The sequence below is a fragment of the Oceanicola granulosus HTCC2516 genome (genome assembly GCF_000153305.1).
GTDB lineage: Bacteria > Pseudomonadota > Alphaproteobacteria > Rhodobacterales > Rhodobacteraceae > Oceanicola > Oceanicola granulosus.
This window is the reverse complement of record NZ_CH724107.1, coordinates 467,968-488,697: the sequence shown is the minus strand read 5'-3', so window position 1 is coordinate 488,697 and position 20,730 is coordinate 467,968. Positions and strand designations below refer to the sequence as shown.

The 20,730-nt window shown below is 71.0% G+C and carries 12 protein-coding genes; 6 read left to right on the top strand and 6 right to left on the bottom strand.

What is annotated here, in order from left to right; all coding sequences use genetic code 11:
* Positions 1-88 precede the first annotated feature (88 nt).
* The 4 genes from OG2516_RS02390 to OG2516_RS02375 form a co-directional block, all read right to left on the bottom strand.
* Complete coding sequence (locus tag OG2516_RS02390; RefSeq protein ID WP_007254010.1) at positions 89-1,222, bottom strand: RsmB/NOP family class I SAM-dependent RNA methyltransferase; 1,134 nt, start codon at positions 1,220-1,222, stop codon at positions 89-91.
* Positions 1,223-1,394: 172 nt separating this feature from the next.
* Entirely contained in the window at positions 1,395-2,861 is a 1,467-nt protein-coding gene (gene der, locus OG2516_RS02385; RefSeq protein WP_007254009.1) for a ribosome biogenesis GTPase Der, read from the bottom strand.
* A gap of 45 nt (positions 2,862-2,906) precedes the next feature.
* On the bottom strand, positions 2,907-4,244 hold the full coding sequence (locus tag OG2516_RS02380) for an outer membrane protein assembly factor BamB family protein (RefSeq protein WP_007254008.1): 1,338 nt from the start codon (positions 4,242-4,244) through the stop codon (positions 2,907-2,909).
* A gap of 50 nt (positions 4,245-4,294) precedes the next feature.
* Entirely contained in the window at positions 4,295-4,999 is a 705-nt protein-coding gene (locus OG2516_RS02375; RefSeq protein ID WP_007254007.1) for a tetratricopeptide repeat protein, read from the bottom strand.
* Positions 5,000-5,174: 175 nt separating this feature from the next.
* Here OG2516_RS02375 and OG2516_RS02370 point away from each other — a divergent pair, with 175 nt between their 5' ends.
* From OG2516_RS02370 to OG2516_RS20840, 5 genes are all read left to right on the top strand, one after another.
* Complete coding sequence (locus OG2516_RS02370; protein WP_156799261.1) at positions 5,175-6,176, top strand: hypothetical protein; 1,002 nt, start codon at positions 5,175-5,177, stop codon at positions 6,174-6,176.
* 211 nt (positions 6,177-6,387) lie between these two features.
* On the top strand, positions 6,388-7,734 hold the full coding sequence (locus OG2516_RS02365) for an efflux RND transporter periplasmic adaptor subunit (protein WP_007254005.1): 1,347 nt from the start codon (positions 6,388-6,390) through the stop codon (positions 7,732-7,734).
* On the top strand, positions 7,731-11,534 hold the full coding sequence (locus OG2516_RS02360; RefSeq protein ID WP_007254004.1) for an efflux RND transporter permease subunit: 3,804 nt from the start codon (positions 7,731-7,733) through the stop codon (positions 11,532-11,534). Before OG2516_RS02365 ends, OG2516_RS02360 begins: the two co-directional genes overlap by 4 nt.
* A 118-nt stretch (positions 11,535-11,652) precedes the next feature.
* The gene (locus OG2516_RS18835; RefSeq protein WP_007254003.1) at positions 11,653-12,477 is read left to right on the top strand and encodes a calcium-binding protein; all 825 of its coding nucleotides are present in this window, start codon (positions 11,653-11,655) and stop codon (positions 12,475-12,477) included.
* Positions 12,478-13,142: 665 nt separating this feature from the next.
* Positions 13,143-16,340 (top strand): VWA domain-containing protein, encoded by a 3,198-nt coding sequence (locus OG2516_RS20840; protein ID WP_007254002.1) that lies wholly within the window; start codon positions 13,143-13,145, stop codon positions 16,338-16,340.
* A 143-nt stretch (positions 16,341-16,483) separates the two neighbouring features.
* On the opposite strand, the gene lpdA is transcribed toward OG2516_RS20840, so the two are convergent.
* Complete coding sequence (gene lpdA / locus OG2516_RS02345) at positions 16,484-17,860, bottom strand: dihydrolipoyl dehydrogenase (protein ID WP_007254001.1); 1,377 nt, start codon at positions 17,858-17,860, stop codon at positions 16,484-16,486.
* A gap of 259 nt (positions 17,861-18,119) precedes the next feature.
* Here lpdA and OG2516_RS02340 point away from each other — a divergent pair, with 259 nt between their 5' ends.
* Complete coding sequence (locus tag OG2516_RS02340) at positions 18,120-19,676, top strand: Ppx/GppA family phosphatase (protein WP_007254000.1); 1,557 nt, start codon at positions 18,120-18,122, stop codon at positions 19,674-19,676.
* A 77-nt stretch (positions 19,677-19,753) separates the two neighbouring features.
* On the opposite strand, the gene OG2516_RS02335 is transcribed toward OG2516_RS02340, so the two are convergent.
* The gene (locus OG2516_RS02335) at positions 19,754-20,692 is read right to left on the bottom strand and encodes a 2-hydroxyacid dehydrogenase (RefSeq protein WP_040615360.1); all 939 of its coding nucleotides are present in this window, start codon (positions 20,690-20,692) and stop codon (positions 19,754-19,756) included.
* Positions 20,693-20,730: the final 38 nt, after the last annotated feature.

Here is a 20,730-nt window from a genome sequence, read left to right as displayed (position 1 = left end):
GCCCATTGAACCCGCCGCGCCTTAACGCCGGCTTAATGGCCCCCTCGAGGCTAGGCCGGATCCGCTTGAAGCACAACCAAAGGTTGTTTCATACGCGCTCGAACACCGCCAGGAAGAACCCATCGCCGACATCGCCCGGCACGAGGCGCAGCGCGTCGCACTGTCGCCAGCCCGCGTGCGCCGCCAGGAAGGCCGCCGCCTGCGCCTCGTTTTCCTCGGCCAGGACCGAGCAGGTCGCGTAGCCCAGCCGCCCGCCCGGCGCCACGAGCCGATGGGCCTGCGCCAGCACCCCGGCCTGCACCGCCACCAGCTCGTCGAGCCGCGCGGGCGTCAGCCGCCACTTCCCCTCCGGATCGCGCCGCCAGCTCCCCGAACCGGAGCAGGGCGCGTCGCAGAAGACGAGGTCGAACGCCTCGCCCGCGAGCTCGGAGGTGCCGCGCGTGGCGATTTGCTGCCCCGCCCGCGCGGCGCGGGCGGGCAGGTCCGCCATGCGTGCCGGGGCGATATCGTGCGCGACGATCTCGGCGTCGAGCAGGTCGGCGAAGGCCAGCGCCTTGCCGCCGCCGCCGGCGCAATAGTCGAGCACCCGCGCCGCCGGACGCTCGGCGAGCCGGGCCACGACGGCCTGCGAGGCGGCATCCTGCAGCTCCGCCAGCCCCTCGTCGACCGCCCCGGTGCGCGCCAGCTTGCGCGCGTCGCCGGCGATGGTGATCGCGGTGTCGACCTCGCCATGCGGCGCGGCCTCGAGCCCCGCGTCCACCAGCCGGGCGACGAGCGCGGCGCGGTCGGCACGGCGGGTGTTGACGCGCAGGTGGACATCGGCGCGCACCTGCATCGCGGCAAGCGCATCCTCCGTGCGCGGCCCGAGCGCCGCCTCGATGCGCAGCAGCAGCCAGTCCGGCACGTCGAGCCGCTCGGCACGGGTCAGCGCGCCCGGCCCGGCGCGCTCGGCGTCGGTGAGCGGCGGCGGGGCATGGCCGGTGCCGGTGAAGACGCCCTCCGGATCCACCCCCTCGGCGCGCAGCAGCCCGAGGATCAGCCCCCGCCCCGTCGCCGCGCCGCCCCCGAGCGCGGCGGCGGAGCGGCGGCGGCGGACGGCGGCGTAGACGAGGTCGCGGATCGCCGCGCGGTCGGACGAGCCAGCGTAGCGCGCGCCGCGATACCAGCGCTGCCACGCCGCCTCGAGCGGCAGCCCCGACAGCCACAGATCGAGCACCTCCATCGCGCCCGCATGACGCGCCGCCGGCGTCACTGCCGAACCTCGAACACCATGGGCTCACAGACCATCACGACCCTCCTCATCCGTCTCGCGCCGCCCCGCTTCATCTGGCCGAAAATATGCGCGGGGGAGTCGCCGCCAGCGGCGGCGGCGGGGGCAGCCGCCCCCTGCCCGGTCAGAAGCCCTTGTACGGCGCCTTGCCCAGGTGCTTCCTCAGCCGCGACGGAGTCGACTTCTTGCGGTTCTTGAACGGGTTCTTGTCGCCCTGCCCGCGCAGGAACAGGCGGATCGGGGTGCCCGGCATGTCGAAATCGTCGCGCAGCTCGTTCACCAGGTAGCGGCTATAGCTGTCGGGGATGCGGTCGGGGTGCGAGCACATCACCACGAAGCCCGGCGGCCGGGTCTTGGCCTGGGTCACGTAGCGCAGCTTGATGCGGCGGCCGCCGGGCGCGGGCGGCGGGTGGGCGGTGACGACCTCGCTCAGCCAGCGGTTCAGCGCCGCCGTCGGCACGCGCCGGTTCCAGGTCTCGTGGGCGCGCAGGATGGCGGCGTGGAGCCGGTCGAGGCCGCGGCCGGTCCTGGCCGACACCGTCACCAGCGGCGCGCCGCGCAGCTGTGGCAGGAGCCGCTCGAACTCGGCGCGCAGCTCGCGCAGCTTGTCCTGCTTCTCGCCCTCGAGATCCCACTTGTTGACCGCGATCACCACCGCGCGGCCCTCGCGCTCGGCGAGGTCGGCGATGCGCAGGTCCTGCTGCTCGAACGGGATCTCCACGTCGAGCAGCACCACCACCACCTCGGCGAAGCGCACCGCGCGCAGACCGTCGGCGACGGAGAGCTTCTCGAGCTTGTCCTGCACCTTGGCGCGCTTCCTCATCCCGGCGGTGTCGAACAGGCGCACGGGCGTGCCCTCCCACTCGAGCGTGAGCGAGATCGAGTCGCGGGTGATGCCAGCCTCGGGGCCGGTGAGCAGGCGCTCTTCGCCGAGGATGCGGTTGATCAGCGTCGACTTGCCCGCGTTGGGCCGACCGACGACGGCAACCTGCAGCGGGCGCGCCTCGGTGGGGCGCCAGTCGGGCAGCTCTTCGCCGTCGTCGTCGCTGACGTCGACATCCGTCAGCGGCGCGGCTTCCTCGGCGCGCCCGGCATGTTCGCGGGCGACGGGGCGCAGGGCCTCGAGCAGGTCGGCCATGCCCTCGCCATGCTCCGCCGACAGCCCGATAGGCTCGCCGAGGCCGAGCGCATAGGCCTCGAGCAGACCGCCCTCCCCGGCCCGGCCCTCGGCCTTGTTGGCGCCGAGGATGACGTAGGCGCTCTTCTTGCGCAGGATATCGGCGAAGACCTCGTCGGTGGGCGTCACGCCGGTGCGGGCGTCGATCAGGAACAGGCAGACGTCGGCCATCTCGACCGCCCGCTCGGTGAGCCGGCGCATCCGGCCCTGCAGGCTCTCGTCGGTCGCCTCCTCGAGGCCGGCGGTGTCGATCACCGTGAAGCGCAGGTCGGCGAGCCTTGCCTCGCCCTCGCGCAGGTCGCGGGTGACGCCGGGCTGGTCGTCGACCAGCGCCAGCCGCTTGCCGACGAGGCGGTTGAACAGGGTGGACTTGCCGACGTTGGGGCGTCCGACGATGGCGAGAGTGAAGCTCATGGCGCGCCTCGGGTTGGGAAGCCGGGCCGATACACCCTCACCGCGTCAACGGAAAGCGAGAAGTTCGCCGTCCTTGTTGACCACGTAGAGCACACCGCCCGCGACGACGGGGTTGGTGGTCGCGCCGCCGGGAAGCTCGCTCTGGCCGGTCAGCGCGCCCGAGACCGGGTCGAAGAAGCGCAGCAGGCCATCGGAGGAGGCGACGACGAGACGGCCACCGGCGAGGACGGGGCCGTAATGGGCATGGAGCCGGTTGGGCTTGCGGAACAGGCTGAAGCGCTGCTCGACGAAGGTCGGCAACTCCTGGCGCCAGATCGGGGCGCCGGTGGCGGCGTCGAGGCGGACCAGCTGGTTGACCTCGTTGACGAGGAACACGGAATCGCCGACCGGCACCACCGGGCTCAGCGCGCCCTCGGTGACCGACCAGATCGTCTCGCCGGTCTCGAGGTCGAGCGCGTCGAGCGCCCCCGAGACGTTGCCGGCATAGACCCGGCCGTCGGCGACGACGGGATCGCCCGAGATGTCGGTGACGAAGCCCCCCGCCCGGCCGAGCCGGCGGCCGGCGACGAAGGACGACCAGCGCCGGATGCCGCCTTGCGCGAAGGCGCCGACGACTTCGCCCGAGGGGAACGGGAACAGCGCGTAGCCGCCCGACACCGCCGCGCCGGCGCCGCCGTCGAAGCCGTCGGGCGAGGGCGTGCCGGCGAGCGTCCAGCGGATCCGGCCGTTGCCCCGGTCGATCGCCCAGGCGCGCCCGTTGCGCGCCGCGACGTAGACGAGGTCGCCCGAGACGGTGGGCGCGGAGCCGCCCGGCGCGTCGAGGTCCTGGGTCCAGAACTCGCCGCCGGTCGCCGCGTCGATGGCGATCAGCTCGCCGAAGGTGGTGGTGACGTAGACCACGCCGTCGGCGTAGGCGAGCCCGCCGCCCGAGGCATCGGTGGCCGCGTCGAGCCGGCGCGCGACGGACACTGCCCAGAGCGGCTCGCCGGTGACGGCGGTGGCGCTGAGGGTGGCGTTGGCGTCGAGGGTGAAGACGCGGCCGTCGGCGACGACCGGGTCGGCGGTGATGCGGGCCCGGCGGCTGTCGCCCGCGCCGATCGGCGTGCGGAAGGCGAGCGTCGGGGTCGGGCCGAGCGCGACGTGTCCGAGAAAGTGGTCGGCCTCGCCGCCGCGATGGGTCCAGGCGGCGTTGACGCGCGCCGCGGGCAGCGCGATGGCGCGGGCGGTGTTTGGCTGGGCGGCGCGGATGGCGGCCGGATCGGGGGCGCTGTCGAAGGCGCGCAGGCCGAGCCGTTCGCCGGGGAGCCGGGTGTCGGGAGCGCCGCAGGCGGCGGCCAGCAGGGCGAGCGTCAGAGCGAGGCCCGTCTTGGTCGTCGATCTCATGCCTGTCGCCCCTCGCCTCGGTTCCGTCTCGTGCGGCGCGCCTGCCCTGCTCACTGCTCGGCGGCCGGCTCGGCGGTCACGCTCGCGCCGCCGGCACCGGCCCCGGCCAGCGTCTCGGGTTCGCCGCCGAGGGCCACCATCAGCGTAGTGGCGCGGTCGCGCAAGTCCTGCGAGACGTCGGCGTCGCGAATGATCCGGGCCAGTGTGTCGAGCGCGGTCTCGGCGTCGCCGGCGGCGACCTCGGCGAGCGCCTGCTGCTCGAGCGCCACCATGCGGAACGGCGCGCCGGGGCGGGCGAGCTCGCCGAAGGCGGCGGCGCGCTCGGCGGGCGACATCGTCTCATCGAGCATCAGCGCCTTGAGCGCGGCGAGATCGCGGTAGAGCGGCGGCACCTCGGGATCGTCGGCGAGCGCGGCGAGCGTGGCGGTGGCGGCGGCGCTGTCGCCGGCCTCGGCCTGCGCCTCGGCGGCCAGCATCCCCGCGACGGCGACGGCCGGCCCCTCGGGCGCCAGCGCCTCGAGCGCGGCGGCGCGGGCCTCGGCGTCCTCCATCTCGGCGGCGGCGAGCAGCGCGTCGCCGAGCTCCTGCGCCCGGGCCTGCTCGCGCGCCCGGCTCCATTCCGACCACGCGGCCCCGCCCACGATCAGCACCACCACGAGCGCGGCGATCCAGCCGTAGCGGCGGAGATAGCCGTAGAGCCGGTCGCGGCGGACCTCCTCGTTGACCTCGTCGATGAAGCTCTCGTTGTTGCTCAATGCCGTGCCTCCCGGATGCCCGCTGAGGGGCCGAACGCTGGTTCGGGCCCTCTTATCGCGAAGCGGCGCGGCGGGACAAGGGCGGGCGGATCGGTGGGAACCCGCCCAGATCGCGGAACTTCGGCTGCGGGAGCGGCATTCCCTCCGCAGATATGCACCTGCCCGGAGTTGAACAATGAAAGCAACGACAAGCGCGGCGATGGCCGCTGAATCCACTCTCGACCGGGGCGGCCGCGCCTCGTGGAGCGCCATCTTTGCCGGCACCGCCATCGCGCTCGCGCTCTTCATACTGCTGTCGCTGCTCGGCCTCTGGTGGGGCTTCGCCGCGCTCGAGCCGACCGACGCGGAGCCCGTGGGCGCGGTTCCCTCCGTTGCGCCGTGGTGGATCGTGATCTCGCAGCTGCTGGCCCTGCTCGGCGGCGGCTACGCGGCCGGCCGCCTCGGCGGCGTGCTGCACAAGATGGGCAACTACCTGCACGGCGCCGCCGTCTGGGCCGTCACCACCCTCGCCGCCGCGTGGCTCGCGGTCTCGGCCTCGATGGGCCTCGTGAACATGACCGGCTCGCTGCTCGGCAGCGCCGCCAGCGGCGTGTCGAGCGCGGCGCAGGCGGTGATCCCCGAGGACGTGCAGGTGCCCGACCTGGCGCTGCCGCAGATGGGCATGGACGCGCTGCCCGACGACCTCCGTGCCCAACTCGAGGCCGAGGGCCTGACGCCGGAGGCGTTCCAGGCTCAGGCGCGCGACATCTTCCGCGAGGTGGTCAGTCAGTCCGAGCAGCGCCGGGCGGTGAACGCCGCGCAGCAGACGGCGTCGGAGATCGTCGCGCAGCCCGGCACGGCGGCCGAGGAGATCGACGACTTCGTCGGCACGCTGTTCGGCGGCGGCGGCGTGCTCGGCGAGGAAGATCGCGCCGAGGCGATCGCGGTCATGGAGCAGCGCTTCGGCATCACCGAGACCGAGGCCGAGCGCTTCATCGCCGAGGTGGAGACGCAGCTTGAGGAAGCCACCGCCGCGGCGCAGAACGCGCTCGACGAAGCGCGCCAGGCGGCCGCCGAGGCGCTCGATACCGCCGTCGACGCCGCCAGCACCGCCGCCATGGGCGCCTTCATCGCCTCCCTGCTCGGCCTGATCGCCGCCGTCGCCGGCGCCGCCATGGGGCGTCCGGTTCGCGACTGACCCCCCCGGCACGGCCGCGCCACGCGCGCGCCCTCGCCCCTCCAGCCCGGCCGCGCGACGTGCGCGGCCGGGCTTTTTTGCGCGCTCCTGCAACAAAATTCATCTGAACCGGCCCGTTCAGCGTAAAGCTGGGTGTGCGATGCTTGCGCTACGGCACAAAGTCGCTAAGTGAACTGACAGGTTCAGTAACAGACCCAACGGACGATCGCCCATGCGTCTCATGCCAATTCTCACGGCCATCCTCGTGACGGTTGTGGTCTACTTCGTGGTGGTCGACCGCGGCACGCTGCTCGCCATCGCGCAGGTGTCGGTCGAGGACGCGCCCGCCGAGGTGGCCATGCCCGACGAGGGCCCCGAGGCGGTGTCGGTCGTGGCGATGACGTCGCAGGCGAGCACGATCGACGACGCCGTCGTGCTGCGCGGGCGCACCGAGGCGGCGCGCAGCGTCGACGTTCGGGCGGAGACATCGGGGCTGGTGATCTCGGAGCCGCTCGACAAGGGCAGCTACGTCGAGGAGGGCGACCTGCTCTGCGAGCTCGATCCCGGCGCCCGGCAGGCGACGCTCGACGAGGCGCTCGGCCGCCTCGCCGAGGCCCGCGCACGGCTGCCCGAGGCCGAGGCCCGGGTGCCCGAGGCGGAGGCCAAGCAGGCCGAGGCCGTCGCCCGCGTCGCCGAGGCCGAGGCCCGCCTCGCCGAGGCCGAGGCCCGGCTCGCCGAGGCCGAGATCAACTACAACGCCGCCAGCCGCCTCAGCGAGGACGGCTTCGCCAGCGAGACCCGCCTCGCCAACGCCGAGGCCGCGCTCGAGAGCGCGCGGGCGTCGGTGTCGTCGGCGCAGGCGACCCTGTCGAGCACCACCGCCGGGATCAAGGGCGCCGAGGCCGGCGTCGAGGGCGCCGTCGCCGCCGTGCAGGGCGCGCAGGCGGCCATCGTGTCGGCGCAGGCGCAGGTGGCAAGCTCCGAGCGCGAGATCGACCGGCTCCGGATCACGGCGCCCTTCGCGGGCCTGATGGAGACCGACGCCGCCGAGCGGGGCAGCCTGCTGCAGGCCGGCGGGCTCTGCGCCACGATCATCCAGCTCGACCCGATCCGCCTCGTCGGTTTCGTCCCCGAGATCGGCGTCGGCAAGGTCGAGCTCGGCGCGCCCGCCGTCGCCCGCCTCGCCTCGGCGAGCGAGGAGCTGCGCGGCGAGGTCACCTACCTCGCGCGCTCCGCCGACGAGACCACCCGCACCTTCCGCGTCGAGGTGACGGTCGACAACGCCGACCTCTCGGTGAGCGACGGGCAGACCGTCGAGATCATGATCCGCGCCGAGGGCCAAGACGCCCACCTGCTGCCGCAATCGGCGCTCACGCTCAACGACGACGGCGACCTCGGCATCCGCGCCGTCGCCGACGATTCCACCGCCGCCTTCATGCCGGTCCAGATGGTGCGCGACAGCGGCGAGGGGATCTGGGTCAGCGGCCTGCCCGAGCGCGTCGACGTGATCGTCGTCGGGCAGGAATACGTCATCGACGGCGTGCCGGTCGATCCGACCTACCGGGAGAACGAGGGATGAACGGACTGATCGACTGGGCCGCCTCCCGGGCGCGGATGGTCATGGCCTTCATCGTGCTGTCCGTCGTGGCCGGCGCGACGGCCTATGTCAGCCTGCCCAAGGAGGGCGAGCCCGACATCGAGATCCCCGCCCTCTTCGTCTCGGTTCCGTTCCAGGGCATTTCCGCCGCCGACAGCGAGACGCTGCTCGTCAAGCCGATGGAGACCGAGCTCGCCGACATCGACGGGCTCAAGACGATGACCTCGACCGCCTCCGAGGGCTATGCCGGGGTGTCGCTCGAGTTCGAGTTCGGCTGGGACAAGACCCAGACCATGGCCGACGTGCGCGACGCGATGAACAACGTGCAGGGCCAGTTCCCCGAGGGCGCCGACCAGTACACGATCAACGAGATCAACTTCTCCGAATTCCCGATCCTGATCGTCAACCTCACCGGCCGGGTACCCGAGCGCACCCTGCTGCGCGTCGCCAAGGACCTGCAGGACCGCCTCGAGGGGCTGGAGCCGGTGCTGTCGGCCTCGCTCACCGGGCAGCGCGACGAGATGCTCGAGGTCATCATCGATCCGCTGCGGCTCGAGGCCTACAACGTCACCGCGACCGAGCTGATCGACGTGGTGACCCAGAACAACCAGCTCATCGCCGCCGGCGAGATCGAGACGGAACAGGGCGCCTTCGCCATCAAGATTCCCTCGAGCTTCGACGAGGCGCAGGACATCTACGAGCTCGTCGTCAAGAGCGACGGCGACCGCCAGGTGACGCTCGGAGAGCTCGCCGAGATACGGCTCACTTTCGAGGACCGCACCAGCACCGCCCGCTTCGACGGGGTCAACACGGTCGCGCTGCAGGTGGTCAAGCGCAAGGGCTTCAACGTCATCGACACGTCGGCGCTCGTGCAGCAGGAGGTCGCCGCCGAGCGCGCCGCCTGGCCCGAAGAGCTGCGCGACGCGATCGACGTGGGCACCTCCAACGACCAGAGCCGCACCATCGCCTCCATGGTCAGCCAGCTCGAGGGCTCGGTGCTCACCGCGGTGGCGCTGGTGATGATCGTGGTGCTCGCCGCGCTCGGCACCCGGCCGGCGCTGCTCATGGGCTTCGCGATCCCGACGTCGTTCCTGCTCTGCTTCGCGTTCCTCGCGGTGATGGACGTGACGATCTCCAACATCGTGATGTTCGGCCTGATCCTCGCTGTGGGGATGCTCGTCGACGGCGCGATCGTCGTGGTGGAGTACGCCGACAAGCGCATCGAGGAGGGCGTCGGGCCGATGCACGCCTACACCGACGCCGCCAAGCGGATGTTCTGGCCCGTCGTCTCCTCCACCGCCACCACGCTCTGCGCGTTCTTGCCAATGCTGTTCTGGCCGGGCCTGCCGGGGCAGTTCATGGGGATGCTCCCCGTCACGCTGATCTTCGTGCTCTGCGCCTCGCTGATCGTGGCGCTGATCTTCCTGCCGATCATGGGCGGCATCACCGGCCGGATGAGCCGCAGCTTCGGGCGCGCCGCCAACGGGCTGCGCCGTAGCCTGCCGTGGGCGGTGCGGGCGCTGCTGGTGCCGGTGGCGGGCGCGCTGACCTTCCTCGGCGCGATGCTGATCCTCAACCCGGCCTACCTCGCGGGCGGCGCGGTCCAGACCTCGGGCCTCGCCGACAGCCTGCCGGGCATCGCGCTGTTCCTCGCCTCGGTCATCGGATTGTCCATCGCGCTCGACTCGGTGAAGTTCCAGCGCAAGCCGCGCACCGTGCGCGCCGAGCGCGGGCACACGCCGTTCGGCTGGGTGATCCGGCTCATCACCGGCAACCCGGTCATGCCGCTCGTCACCATCGCCGCCGTCGTCGGCTTCGTGGTCTTCACCTTCGGCTACTTCGGCGAGAACTCCAACGGCGTCGAATTCTTCGCCGACAGCGAGCCCGAGCAGTCGATCATCTACGTCCAGGCCCGCGGCAACCTCAGCCTCGCCGAGAAGGACGCGCTCGTGCGCCAGGCCGAGGAGGTCGCGCTCGACACGGTCGGCATCCAGACCGTCTTCGCCTTCGCCGGCGACGGCGGGCTCAACTCCAACACCGCCGGCGCCTCCGGGCCGGCCGACACGATCGGCCAGCTCCAGCTCGAGCTCGTTCCGTGGGAGGACCGTCCCGCCTTCGTGGCCGCCAATCCCGACGTGACGCTCGAGGAGCTCGACGGCGACGTGGTGATGGAGCGGCTGCAGGACCGGCTCGACGCGATCCCGGGGCTGCGCACCGAGGCGCTCAACCTCGCCATGGGCCCCGGCGCGGCCAAGCCGATCACCCTGCGCCTCAAGGGCAACGACTGGACAGCGCTGACCGGCGCCGTCGCCCAGACCCGCGCCTACTTCGACCAGATGCCCGGCCTGATCGCCGTGGAAGACACCCTGCCCCTGCCCGGCATCGACTGGCAGATCGACGTCGACGTCGAGCGCGCCGGCCAGTTCGGCGCCAGCGTCGCCGCCGTCGGCGCGATGGTGCAGCTCGTCACGCGCGGCATCCTGCTCGACACCATGCGCGTCGACAGCTCCGACGAGGAGATCGAGATCCGCGTCCGCTTCCCCGAGGACGAGCGCGTGCTCTCCACCCTCGAGACGTTGCGGGTCCGCACGCCCGACGGGCTGGTGCCGCTGTCGAACTTCATCACGCTGACCCCGGTCGAGAAGCTCGCCCAGATCGACCGGATCGACCAGGAGCGCTACTTCGAGATCCGCGCCGACGTGGAGCCGGGCTTCGTCGCCCTCGAGGCGCAGCCGGGCGACGAGATCGCCCTGCCCGACGAGGCCGGCAACGTGCTCGCCTACGCCCGCGAGATCGGCGACGACGTGCGGGTGCGCGACAACGGCAATCCCGTCCTCACCGGGGCCGACGGCACGCGCTACCAGGTGAGCGACCTCACCGCCGGCGTCGCGCTCGCCGACGTCGAGCGCCGTCTCCAGGCCGACGAGCTGCGCGTCACGCCGATCACCCCGACCGAGCGGATCGCCGAGCTCGAGACCTGGCTCGCCGACGCAGGCGCGCTGCCGGGCGACATCGGCTACGAATGGGCCGGCGACCAGGCCGACCAGGCGGAGAGCCAGGCGTTCCTGATGACCGCCTTCATCGGCGCGCTGGGGCTGATGTTCATCATCCTGCTGGCGCAGTTCAACTCGTTCTACAACGCCGTCCTGGTGCTGCTCGCGGTCATCATGTCGACGGCCGGCGTGCTGATCGGAATGCTGGTGATGGACCAGGCGTTCTCGATCATCATGACCGGCACCGGCATCGTCGCGCTCGCGGGGATCGTGGTGAACAACAACATCGTGCTGATCGACACCTACCAGGAATACGCCGCCTACATGCCGCGCCTGAAGGCCATCGTGCGCACCGCCGAGGAGCGGTTGCGGCCGGTGCTGCTGACCACGATCACCACGATGGCGGGCCTGACGCCGATGATGTTCGGGCTGTCGATCGACTTCTTCGGCGGCGGCTACTCGGTGGGCTCGCCGACCGCGCTCTGGTGGACGCAGCTCGCCACGGCGGTGGTCTTCGGCCTCGGCATCGCGACGGTGCTGACGCTGGTCTTCACGCCCTCGATGCTGGCGCTGCGGGTCTGGGTGACGACCTACGCGCGCTGGCTGTCGCGCCTGCTCGCGCGGCTCTCGTTCGGCCGCGGCAGCCGGGCGGCGCGCGACTGGGCGCTCAACCGGGAGGCGCGCCAGATCCGCCACCCCGAGATCGTCTGGACCGAGGACAGCGGCGACACCCCCGCGCCCGTCTACCCTGCCGACCAGCCCCTGCTGCCGCTGCGCGCCGCCGAGTGAGGCGGTGCGCCGCCGCCGGCCCACGGGGCGGTGCGTAGACAGCTGCAGGAGCGGCTGGTAGTGTCGTCTTCAACATCTTTGCCTGCAGCATTTGCGCTGCCTCAACGGGATTACCCACATGGCCATCTATCCGTCTTTCGCGGGTGCCGACGTCTTCGACTTCGGCCCGTCAAACGACACGCCGTCCTACCAGAAGTTCACCATCGACGCCTACGATGACGAGGTCGACTACAGCGCCCCCGCCCGGAACTACATCGGCACCGCCGGCGACAACACGATCCGCGGCACGATGCGCGAGGACAAGATCGAGGGCCTCGGCGGCGACGACTCGATCAAGGGACGCGGCGGCGACGACCTCATCAAGGGCGGCACCGGCGACGACACCCTCAAGGGCAACAGGGGCGACGACTCGATCAAGGGCAACTCCGGCGACGACCGCATCCGCGGCGGCTCGGGTGACGATAACGTCAAGGGCGGTTCGGGCGACGACAACATCAAGGGCAACTCGGGCGACGACACCCTCAAGGGCGGCTCCGGCGACGACAAGATCAAGGGCGGCTCCGGCGACGATTTCATCAAGGGCAACCGCGGCGAGGACCGCCTCGACGGCGGCTCCGGCGACGACCGGGTGCGCGGCGGCAAGGGCGACGACCGCATCGTCGTCTCCGCCGGCGAGGACAGCATCGACGGCGGCTCCGGCGACGACACGTTCGTCTTCAAGAAGAACAAGATCGACGGCCTCGACGTCATCGACATGCGCGAGGGCGACCTGATCGAGCTCAAGGGCTGGGACATCGACGAGACGCCCGATTTCGGCGGCTCCAGCCCCTTCATCGGCAGCGGAATGATCAACTTCACCGTCGACGGCGAGGATGCCGCCTTGCTGCTGACGGACCTGACGCTCGAGGAAGTCCTCGACAGCGTCTACGGCAACTTCGGCTGACCTCGAACTATCTACGCTCGCCTCTCGGCGGGCGTAGCATCTCCGTCTCGAGGACTGGGTATAACAGGCATGTATGAAAGTGCCCCTTGGCGGACCGAGCTGCGGCAGTTCGCGGTCACCCTACAGGATGCGCCACTTTGGCCTGTTGGTGACGATATCCCCTTCGAGATCGAGCGTGCCCTGCTCTACTCGGCGGTAGTCCTCAGAAAGCTAATAGAAGACCGCAAGCTGACAGACGAATTTGCAGGCAGGCAACTCAGCATCCGTACCTTTTCGACTGAGGCACCTCCTGAAGCCTCAGTTTGGCGTAACACAGTTGGTTCAGTAAACTTTGACCAGCGGATCGGCCTGCCTGTCGACGTCGGTCTGCGGGAGCTTTGTAATCAACTCCTACATTCCATTGCTCGCTGTTGGATAGATGGCGAAGATGAGAACCTTGCTGGTGTCGTTGTCTGCTCTTATCGGCACCAAGACCGACGGGGTTACCTCATCCTCTTTGAGGAATGGGCACGTGAATTGAATGCGGCAGCTGCAGATTGGCCTAGTTGCATAATCAGAGATCGCGGACGGCAAAGGATCTCGTAGAGGTACCCTCGCCTCCCCCCTAGCCCCGACTCACCCTGCGCGCTAACCCTGAGGTCATTGCACCTCTAGGGAGATTTCCGATGCGCCTGATTGCCCCCCTCCTCGCCCTGCTTCTGCTGCCTTTCGCGCTCGCGGCGCAGGAGCGGCCGAACACGATCTTGGTGATGGACGGGTCGGGGTCGATGTGGGGGCAGATCGACGGGGTGAACAAGATCGTCATCGCCCGGGAGGTGGTCAGCGAGATCCTCGGCGACTTCCCCGCCGACCAGAACCTCGGCCTGACCGTCTACGGCCACCGCACGCGCGGCGACTGCACCGACATCGAGACCGTCGTCGCGCCTGCCACGGGGACGGCGGGGCAGATCGTCGAGGTGGTCGAAGGCATCAACCCGCGCGGCAAGACCCCGATGACCGACGCCATCATCGCCGCCGCCGAGGCGCTGCGCTACACCGAGGAGCGCGCGACCGTGGTGCTCGTCTCCGACGGGATCGAGACCTGCAACCCCGACCCCTGCGCCGCCGCCCGCGCGCTCGAGCAGGCGGGGATCGACTTCACCGCCCACGTCATCGGCTTCGACGTCACCGACCCCGACGCGCTCGGCCAGATGCAGTGCATCGCCGACGAGACCGGCGGCACCTTCACCACCGCCGCCAATGCCGGCGAGCTCAGCGAGGCGATGAGCGTCGTCGTGGAGCCCGAGCCGGTGGCGGCGTCCGTCACCTTCGAGGCGGTGCTCGACGACGGCGGCCTGCTCGACTGGCCGGTGATCTGGGACGTCTGGCAGGGCGACGCGGCGCAGCTGAGCGAGGCGGAGGGCAACCCCCTCGAGGCCGAGCTGATGCCGGGAACCTACCTCGTCCACGCCTACTGGGTCGCGCAGGAGATCGTGCAGGAGCAGAGCGTCACCCTCACCGACGCGCCCGTCCAGACGGTGCAGGTGGTCTTCGACACCCCCCTGCCCACCGCCCGCCTCGACGCGCCCGACAACGCGCCGATGGGCTCGACGGTGATGGTCGGCTGGGACGGGCCGGACGAGCCGCTCGACAACATCCAGGTCGGCGAGCTGAACGGCCGCTATCACGACTTCACCTACACCAAGGACGGCAGCCCCGTGCCGCTGATCATGCCCGCCACGCCCGGCACCTACGAGCTGCGCTACGTGCTGCACGATTCCGAGGTCATCGCCACCCGCATGATCGAGGTGACCGAGGCGCCGCTGTCGCTCGACGCGCCCGAAACCGTCGCCGCGGGCGCGCCCTTCGAGGTGACGTGGGAGGGGCCGGGCCAAAGGCTCGACAACATCCAGGTCGGCCCGGTCGGCGGCGGCTACAGCGACTTCCGCTACACGAGCTCGGGCAACCCGCTCACCCTCACCGCGCCCGCCGACCCGGGCGCCTACGAGGTCCGCTACCGCTTCCTCGACCGCCAGACGATCCTGACCCGCCCGATCGAGGTGATCGACATCGCCGCCGCCCTCACCGCGCCCGACGCCGCGCCGGTGGGCGAGACCATCGACGTCGGCTGGGACGGGCCGGGATATCGCAACGACTACGTCTCCGTCGCCCGCGTCGGCGATCCCGGCTACGAGGGCTACACCTACGTGCGCGAGGGCAATCCCCTGCCGCTCACCCTGCCCGCCGAACCGGGTGCCTACGAGCTGCGCTACGTGCTCGGCGAGGATGCCCGCGTGGTCGCGTCGCGGCCCATCGTGGTGGAGCAGGTCGGCGCCGCGCTCACCCTGCCCGCGCGCGCCGAGGCCGGGGCGACGATCGACGTCGGCTGGGAGGGGCCGGGCTACCGCAACGACTACATCGCCGTGTCGCTCCCCACCGACGACGGCTACGTCAACTACACCTACGCCCGCGAGGGCAACCCGGTCGAACTCGAGCTGCCGACGGAGCCCGGTGATTACGAGGTGCGTTACGTGATGGGCCAGGACAGGGTCGTCCTCGCCCGCGCCTCCCTCGAGGTCACCGCCGTCGCCGCCGATCTGGTCGCGCCCGAGAGCGCCCCCGCCGGGGCGACGATCACCGTCGGCTGGTCCGGGCCGGGCTACCGCAACGACTACATCGCGGTGTCGGAAGTGGGCGACGACGGCTACGTCAACTACACCTACACCCGCGAGGGCAACCCGCTCGAGCTGGAGCTGCCCACCGCGCCGGGCCGCTACGAGCTCCGCTACGTCCTCGGCCAGGACCGCGCGCAGCTCGCCGCCCGCCCCATCGAGGTGACGAAGGTGGAGGCGAGCCTCGACGCGCCCGACAGCGCGGCGGCCGGCGAGCCGATCACCGTCGACTGGACCGGGCCGGGCTACCGCAACGACTACATCGCGGTGTCGGAAGTGGGCGACGACGGCTACGTCAACTACACCTACACCCGCGAGGGCAACCCGCTCGAGCTGGAGCTGCCAACCGAGCCGGGCCAATACGAGCTCCGCTACGTCCTCGGCCAGGACCGGGTGCCGCTGGCGCGCCGGCCCATCGAGGTCGCGGCGGTCGGCGCGACGCTCTCGGCCCCGGCCGAGGCCGCGGCGGGGGAGACGGTGAGTGTCGAGTGGACCGGGCCGGGCTACCGCAACGACTACATCGCGGTGTCGGAGGTCGGCGAGGACGGCTACGTCAACTACACCTACACCCGCGACGGCGCCCCCGCGGCGCTCGAGATGCCGACCGAGCCGGGCCGCTACGAGATCCGCTACTACCTCGGCCAGGACCGCCGCCAGATCGCCTCGGTGCCGATCACCCTGACGCCGCTGAAGGTCGAACTCTCCGCGCCCGCCAGCGCCCCCGTCGGCTCGACCCTGCCGGTGACGTGGGACGGGCCCGGCTACCGCAACGACTTCATCGCCATCGGCCCCGTCGGCGACGACAGCTACGCCTCCTACGCCTACACCCGCGACGGCAACCCCGCCGAGGTCGCCGTCCCGGCCCAGCCCGGCCAGTACGAGGTGCGCTACTACCTCGACCAGGACCGCCGCATCGTCACGCGCATCCCGCTGGAGGTCAGCGACATCGCCGTGCGCCTCGTGTTCCCGCCCGAGGGCGTGGCCGGCCAGACGCTGATCGTCGGCCATGACGGGCCGGACAACCACAACGACTTCATCGGCATCGGCCTGCCCGGCGACGACGGCTACGAGAGCTACGCCTACACCCGCGACGGCAATCCGCTCGAGATCGACCTCCCCGAGGCCCCCGGGCGCTACGAGGTCCGCTATTACCTGCGCGAGGACCGCCGCATCGTCGGCCGCGACACGGTGGAGGTGGTACCGGACAAGTGAGCGAGGGGGCGCATTCATCGCGCAACCCGCCCGTAGCCAGTCATGCGGCAACACCAGCGGTGCGACAGCCGGGCTGAAGCCCGGCCTACGGGGCCCACACCACCACAGGGTGCGCATTCATTGCGCACCCCGATGGCCCCAACTCAGAAGTGGATCGCCTTCCCGTACGCGTCCAGCACGCTCTCGTGCATCATCTCGCTCAGCGTCGGATGCGGGAAGACCGTCTCCATCAGGTCCTCCTCGGTCGTCTCGAGCTGGCGGCCGACCACGTAGCCCTGGATCAGCTCGGTCACTTCCGCCCCGACCATGTGCGCGCCGAGCAGCTCGCCCGTCTTCGCGTCGAAGACCGTCTTGACGATCCCCTCCGGCTCGCCGAGCGCGATCGCCTTTCCGTTGCCGATGAACGGAAACTTGCCGACCTTGATGTCGTAGCCCTTCTCCCTGGCCTGCGCCTCGGTGAAGCCGACGCTGGCGACCTGCGGCTGGCAGTAGGTGCAGCCGGCGATGCTCTCGGGGCGGACCGGGTGGACCTTGTTCTTGCCGTGGATCAGCTCGGCGACCATCACCCCCTCGTGGCTCGCCTTGTGCGCCAGCCACGGCGCGCCGGCGATGTCGCCGATGGCGTAGACGCCCTCGACCCCGGTGCGGCAATATTCGTCGACGATGACGTGGCTGCGGTCGACCTTCACGCCGAGTTCCTCGAGGCCCAGCCCCTCGGTATTGCCGACGATGCCGACGGCCGAGATGACGGCGTCGAACTCCTGCGTCTCGACCTTGCCGCCGCTCTCGATGTGAGCGGTGACCTTGCCCTTGGCGCGGTCAAGCTTCTTGACCATGGCCTTCTCCAGGATCTTCATGCCCTGCTTCTTGAACTGCTTCTTGGCGAAGGCCGAGATCTCGGCGTCCTCGACGGGCAGGATCCGGTCCATCACCTCGACCACCGTCGTCTCGGCGCCGAGCGTGTTGTAAAAGCTCGCGAACTCGATACCGATGGCGCCCGAGCCGATCACCAGCAGCTTCTTGGGCATCCGCGGCGGCTGCAGCGCGTGCTTGTAGGTCCAGACCAGATCGCCGTCGGCCTCGAGCCCGGGCAATTCGCGCGCCCGCGCCCCGGTGGCGACGACGATGGCGGGGGCGGAGACCTCCTCCTCGCCCTGGTCGGTCTTGACCACGACGCGGCCCTTGCCGGCGATCCGCGCCTCGCCCATCAGCGAGGTCACCTTGTTCTTCTTGAACAGGTGCCCGATGCCGCCCGAGAGCTGCTTGGCCACCCCGCGCGAGCGCTTGACCACGGCGTCGAGGTCGTAGCCCACCCCCTCGGCCTTCAGCCCGAACTCCTTGGCGCGGTGCATCAGGTGGAACACCTCCGACGAGCGCAGCAGCGCCTTGGTCGGAATGCAGCCCCAGTTGAGGCAGATGCCGCCGAGATGCTCGCGCTCGATGCAGAGCACGTTCATGCCCAGTTGCGCGCCGCGGATGGCGGCGACGTAGCCGCCGGGGCCGGCGCCGATTACGATCATGTCATAGCTTTTCGCCAAGGGTGCGTCCTCTCCGAGCTCCGTGTTCGCTCCCGAAGCTAGCCCGGTTCGCGCCCGTTCGCCAGTAACCCCCGCTCATGCCGGCCATGCGGTGCGGTCTTGTGCGGCCGGGCGAGGTTTGGCACGTCGTGGCTGCACGGCGCGGCGATTCACGCTATCTCTCGCCGGACTGCGACCGATGCGGCCGCCGCGGCCGCGAACGCCCACCCACGGGACTGTCCCGGCAAGCGCGCGAGGCGGCATGAACCAGCCCCCCAACGAGATCGGCTCCGACGGCATCGACTACGGCCCCTTCGGCCGGCCGCTGTTCCAGGAGGCCGAGGCGCTCGGCCTCTCCAAGGTCGGGGTCATCGACGTCGGCTCCAACTCGGTCCGCCTCGTGATCTTCGACGGCGCCGCCCGCTCGCCGGCCTATTTCTACAACGAGAAGGTCATGGCCGGGCTCGGCAGCGGCCTCGGCGAGACGGGCCGCCTCAACCCCGAGGGCAAGGTGCGCGCGCTCTCCGCCATCCGCCGCTTCGCCGCCCTCGCCGACAGCCTCGGCATTTCGCCGCTGACCGCCGTCGCCACCGCGGCGATGCGCGACGCCGAGGACGGGCCAGCCTTTCGCGAGGAGATCGAGCGCGAGACCGGGGTCAACATCTTCGTCATCGACGGCGCCGAGGAGGCGCGGCTGTCGGCGCAGGGGGTGCTGCTCGGCTGGCCCGGCAGCTACGGCCTCGTCTGCGACATCGGCGGCTCCTCGATGGAGCTCGCCGACCTCCACGACGGAGAGGTCGGCCGCCGCCTGACCTCCGCGCTCGGCCCGCTCAAGCTCAAGGGCATCCACGGCGGCCGCAAGCAGCTCGAGGCCCATGTCGCCGAGACCATGGCCGACCTGTTCGAGCGGATGGGCCGGCCGACCGGGCAGCGGCTGTTCCTCGTCGGCGGCTCCTGGCGGGCGATCGCGCGCATCGACATGGACCGGCGCGACTACCCGCTCCACGTGCTCCACGAGTACCGCATGACCGCGCGCGACGTCGACCGCACCGCCGCCTACGTCGCCAAGTCGGATCTCCAGGAGCTGCGCGGGCGCTGCAACATCTCTGACGCGCGGATGTCGCTGATCCCGCTCGCCGCGCCGGTGCTGGCCGAGCTGGTGCGGGTGTTCGAGCCCAAGGACATCACCGTGTCCTCCTACGGCATCCGCGAGGGGATGCTCTACGAGCAGATGCCCGACCAGCTGCGCAAGCGCGACCCGCTGATCGAGGCCGCCCGCTTCGCCGAGGCCAAGGACGCGCGCACGCCGGGCTTCGGGCGCACGCTCTACGATTTCGTCATGCCGCTCTTCGCCGACGCCGACTGGCAGAAGAAGCGCATCATCAAGGCCGCCTGCCTGCTCCACGACGTCTCCTGGCGCGCCCACCCCGACTACCGCGCCGAGATCACCTTCGACAACGCCACCCGCGCCAACCTCGGCGGCCTCAAGCATGCCGAGCGCATCTACCTGGGCCTCGCCCTGCTGCACCGCTACTCGTCCAAGCGCGAGGGCACCGTCTACGAGCCGCTCTTCGCCCTGCTGACGCCGGGGGAGCAGGCCGAGGCCGCGGTGCTGGGCCGCGCCATGCGCTTCGGCGCGATGCTCTGGATGAAGGCCGACGAGGCGCCCGGCCGCCTCGCCTGGGACGACCAGGCGCGCGTGCTCTCCCTGCACCTGACCGAGCACGCCCGCCCGCTCTACGGCGAGGTCGCCGCCTCGCGCTTCGAAGCCCTCGCCAAGGCTCTCGACGCCGAGCCCCGGGTCACCATCGGCACCTGACCCGCCCCCTCTGTCCTGGAAGTATCCTGGGGGGAGCTGCCGACGGCAGCGGGGGGCGAAGCCCCCCTCCCTCCGTCTCAGACGACCGGCGTCGGCAGCTCCTCTCCGGCGAGAAACGCCGCCACGTTGCGCCGCTGCAGCGCCCCCATCGCGGCGCGCGTCTCGCCGGTGGCCGAGCCCACATGGGGCTGCAGCACCACGTTGCCGAGCCGGGCGAAGCGGGCGTCGACCTGCGGCTCGCCGCGGAACACGTCGAGCCCCGCGCCCGCCAGCCGTCCCGCCTCGAGCGCGTCGAGCATCGCGCTCTCGTCGATCACCGTGCCGCGCGAGATGTTCACGATGACCCCCTCCGGTCCCAGCGCCTCGATCACCCCCGCGTCGACGTAGTTCTCCGTGTCGGGTCCGCCGACGAGGGCGATGACGAAGAAGTCGACCGCCCCGGCCAGCGACACCGGGTCGGCATGGTAGGTCCAGCCCGCCGGCGTCTCCTTCTCGTGGCGCGAATGGTAGTGGATCTCGAGCTTGAAGGCGGCGAGGCGGTCGGCGATCTCGCGCCCGATCCGGCCGAGGCCGCAGATCCCGGCGCGCTTGCCCGCGACCTTGCGCGCCAGCGGCATCGCCCCCTCCTCGGCCCACTTGCCCTGCCGGACCCAGGCATCGCCCGCGCACAGGTCGCGCGCCTGCATCAGCAGCATGGCCACCGCGAGGTCGGCGACGTCGTCGTTGAGCACGTCGGGCGTGTTGGTGACGCGCACGCCGCGCGCCTTGGCCGCGTCCACGTCGATGGCGTCGTAGCCGACGCCGTTGTTGGCGATCAGCCCGAGCTGCGGCAGCCGGTCCATGATCTCGCCGTCGAAGGGCTGGTGGTGCTTGTAGGCGACCACGCGCACCGCGCCCCGCGCGTCCTCGCCGGCATCTCCCAGCGCGCCGAGGTCGTCGTAGAAGACCGCCCCCATCGCCTCGAGCGCCGCCCTGTCCTCGCCCTCGTAGCCGCCCACGGCTGCAACATCCGCCATCTCGTCCTCCATCACTGCTGTCGCAGCGACAGGGGCCA

Coding starts and splice junctions, on each gene's coding strand:
- OG2516_RS02365 (WP_007254005.1), top strand. CDS start 6,388: ATGCGTCTCATGCCAATTCTCACGGCCATCCTCGTGACGGTTGTGGTC.
- OG2516_RS20840 (WP_007254002.1), top strand. CDS start 13,143: ATGCGCCTGATTGCCCCCCTCCTCGCCCTGCTTCTGCTGCCTTTCGCG.
- OG2516_RS02370 (WP_156799261.1), top strand. CDS start 5,175: ATGAAAGCAACGACAAGCGCGGCGATGGCCGCTGAATCCACTCTCGAC.
- OG2516_RS02340 (WP_007254000.1), top strand. CDS start 18,120: ATGAACCAGCCCCCCAACGAGATCGGCTCCGACGGCATCGACTACGGC.
- der (WP_007254009.1), bottom strand. CDS start 2,861: ATGAGCTTCACTCTCGCCATCGTCGGACGCCCCAACGTCGGCAAGTCC.
- OG2516_RS02390 (WP_007254010.1), bottom strand. CDS start 1,222: ATGGAGGTGCTCGATCTGTGGCTGTCGGGGCTGCCGCTCGAGGCGGCG.
- OG2516_RS02335 (WP_040615360.1), bottom strand. CDS start 20,692: ATGGCGGATGTTGCAGCCGTGGGCGGCTACGAGGGCGAGGACAGGGCG.
- OG2516_RS02360 (WP_007254004.1), top strand. CDS start 7,731: ATGAACGGACTGATCGACTGGGCCGCCTCCCGGGCGCGGATGGTCATG.
- lpdA (WP_007254001.1), bottom strand. CDS start 17,860: ATGATCGTAATCGGCGCCGGCCCCGGCGGCTACGTCGCCGCCATCCGC.
- OG2516_RS02380 (WP_007254008.1), bottom strand. CDS start 4,244: ATGAGATCGACGACCAAGACGGGCCTCGCTCTGACGCTCGCCCTGCTG.
- OG2516_RS18835 (WP_007254003.1), top strand. CDS start 11,653: ATGGCCATCTATCCGTCTTTCGCGGGTGCCGACGTCTTCGACTTCGGC.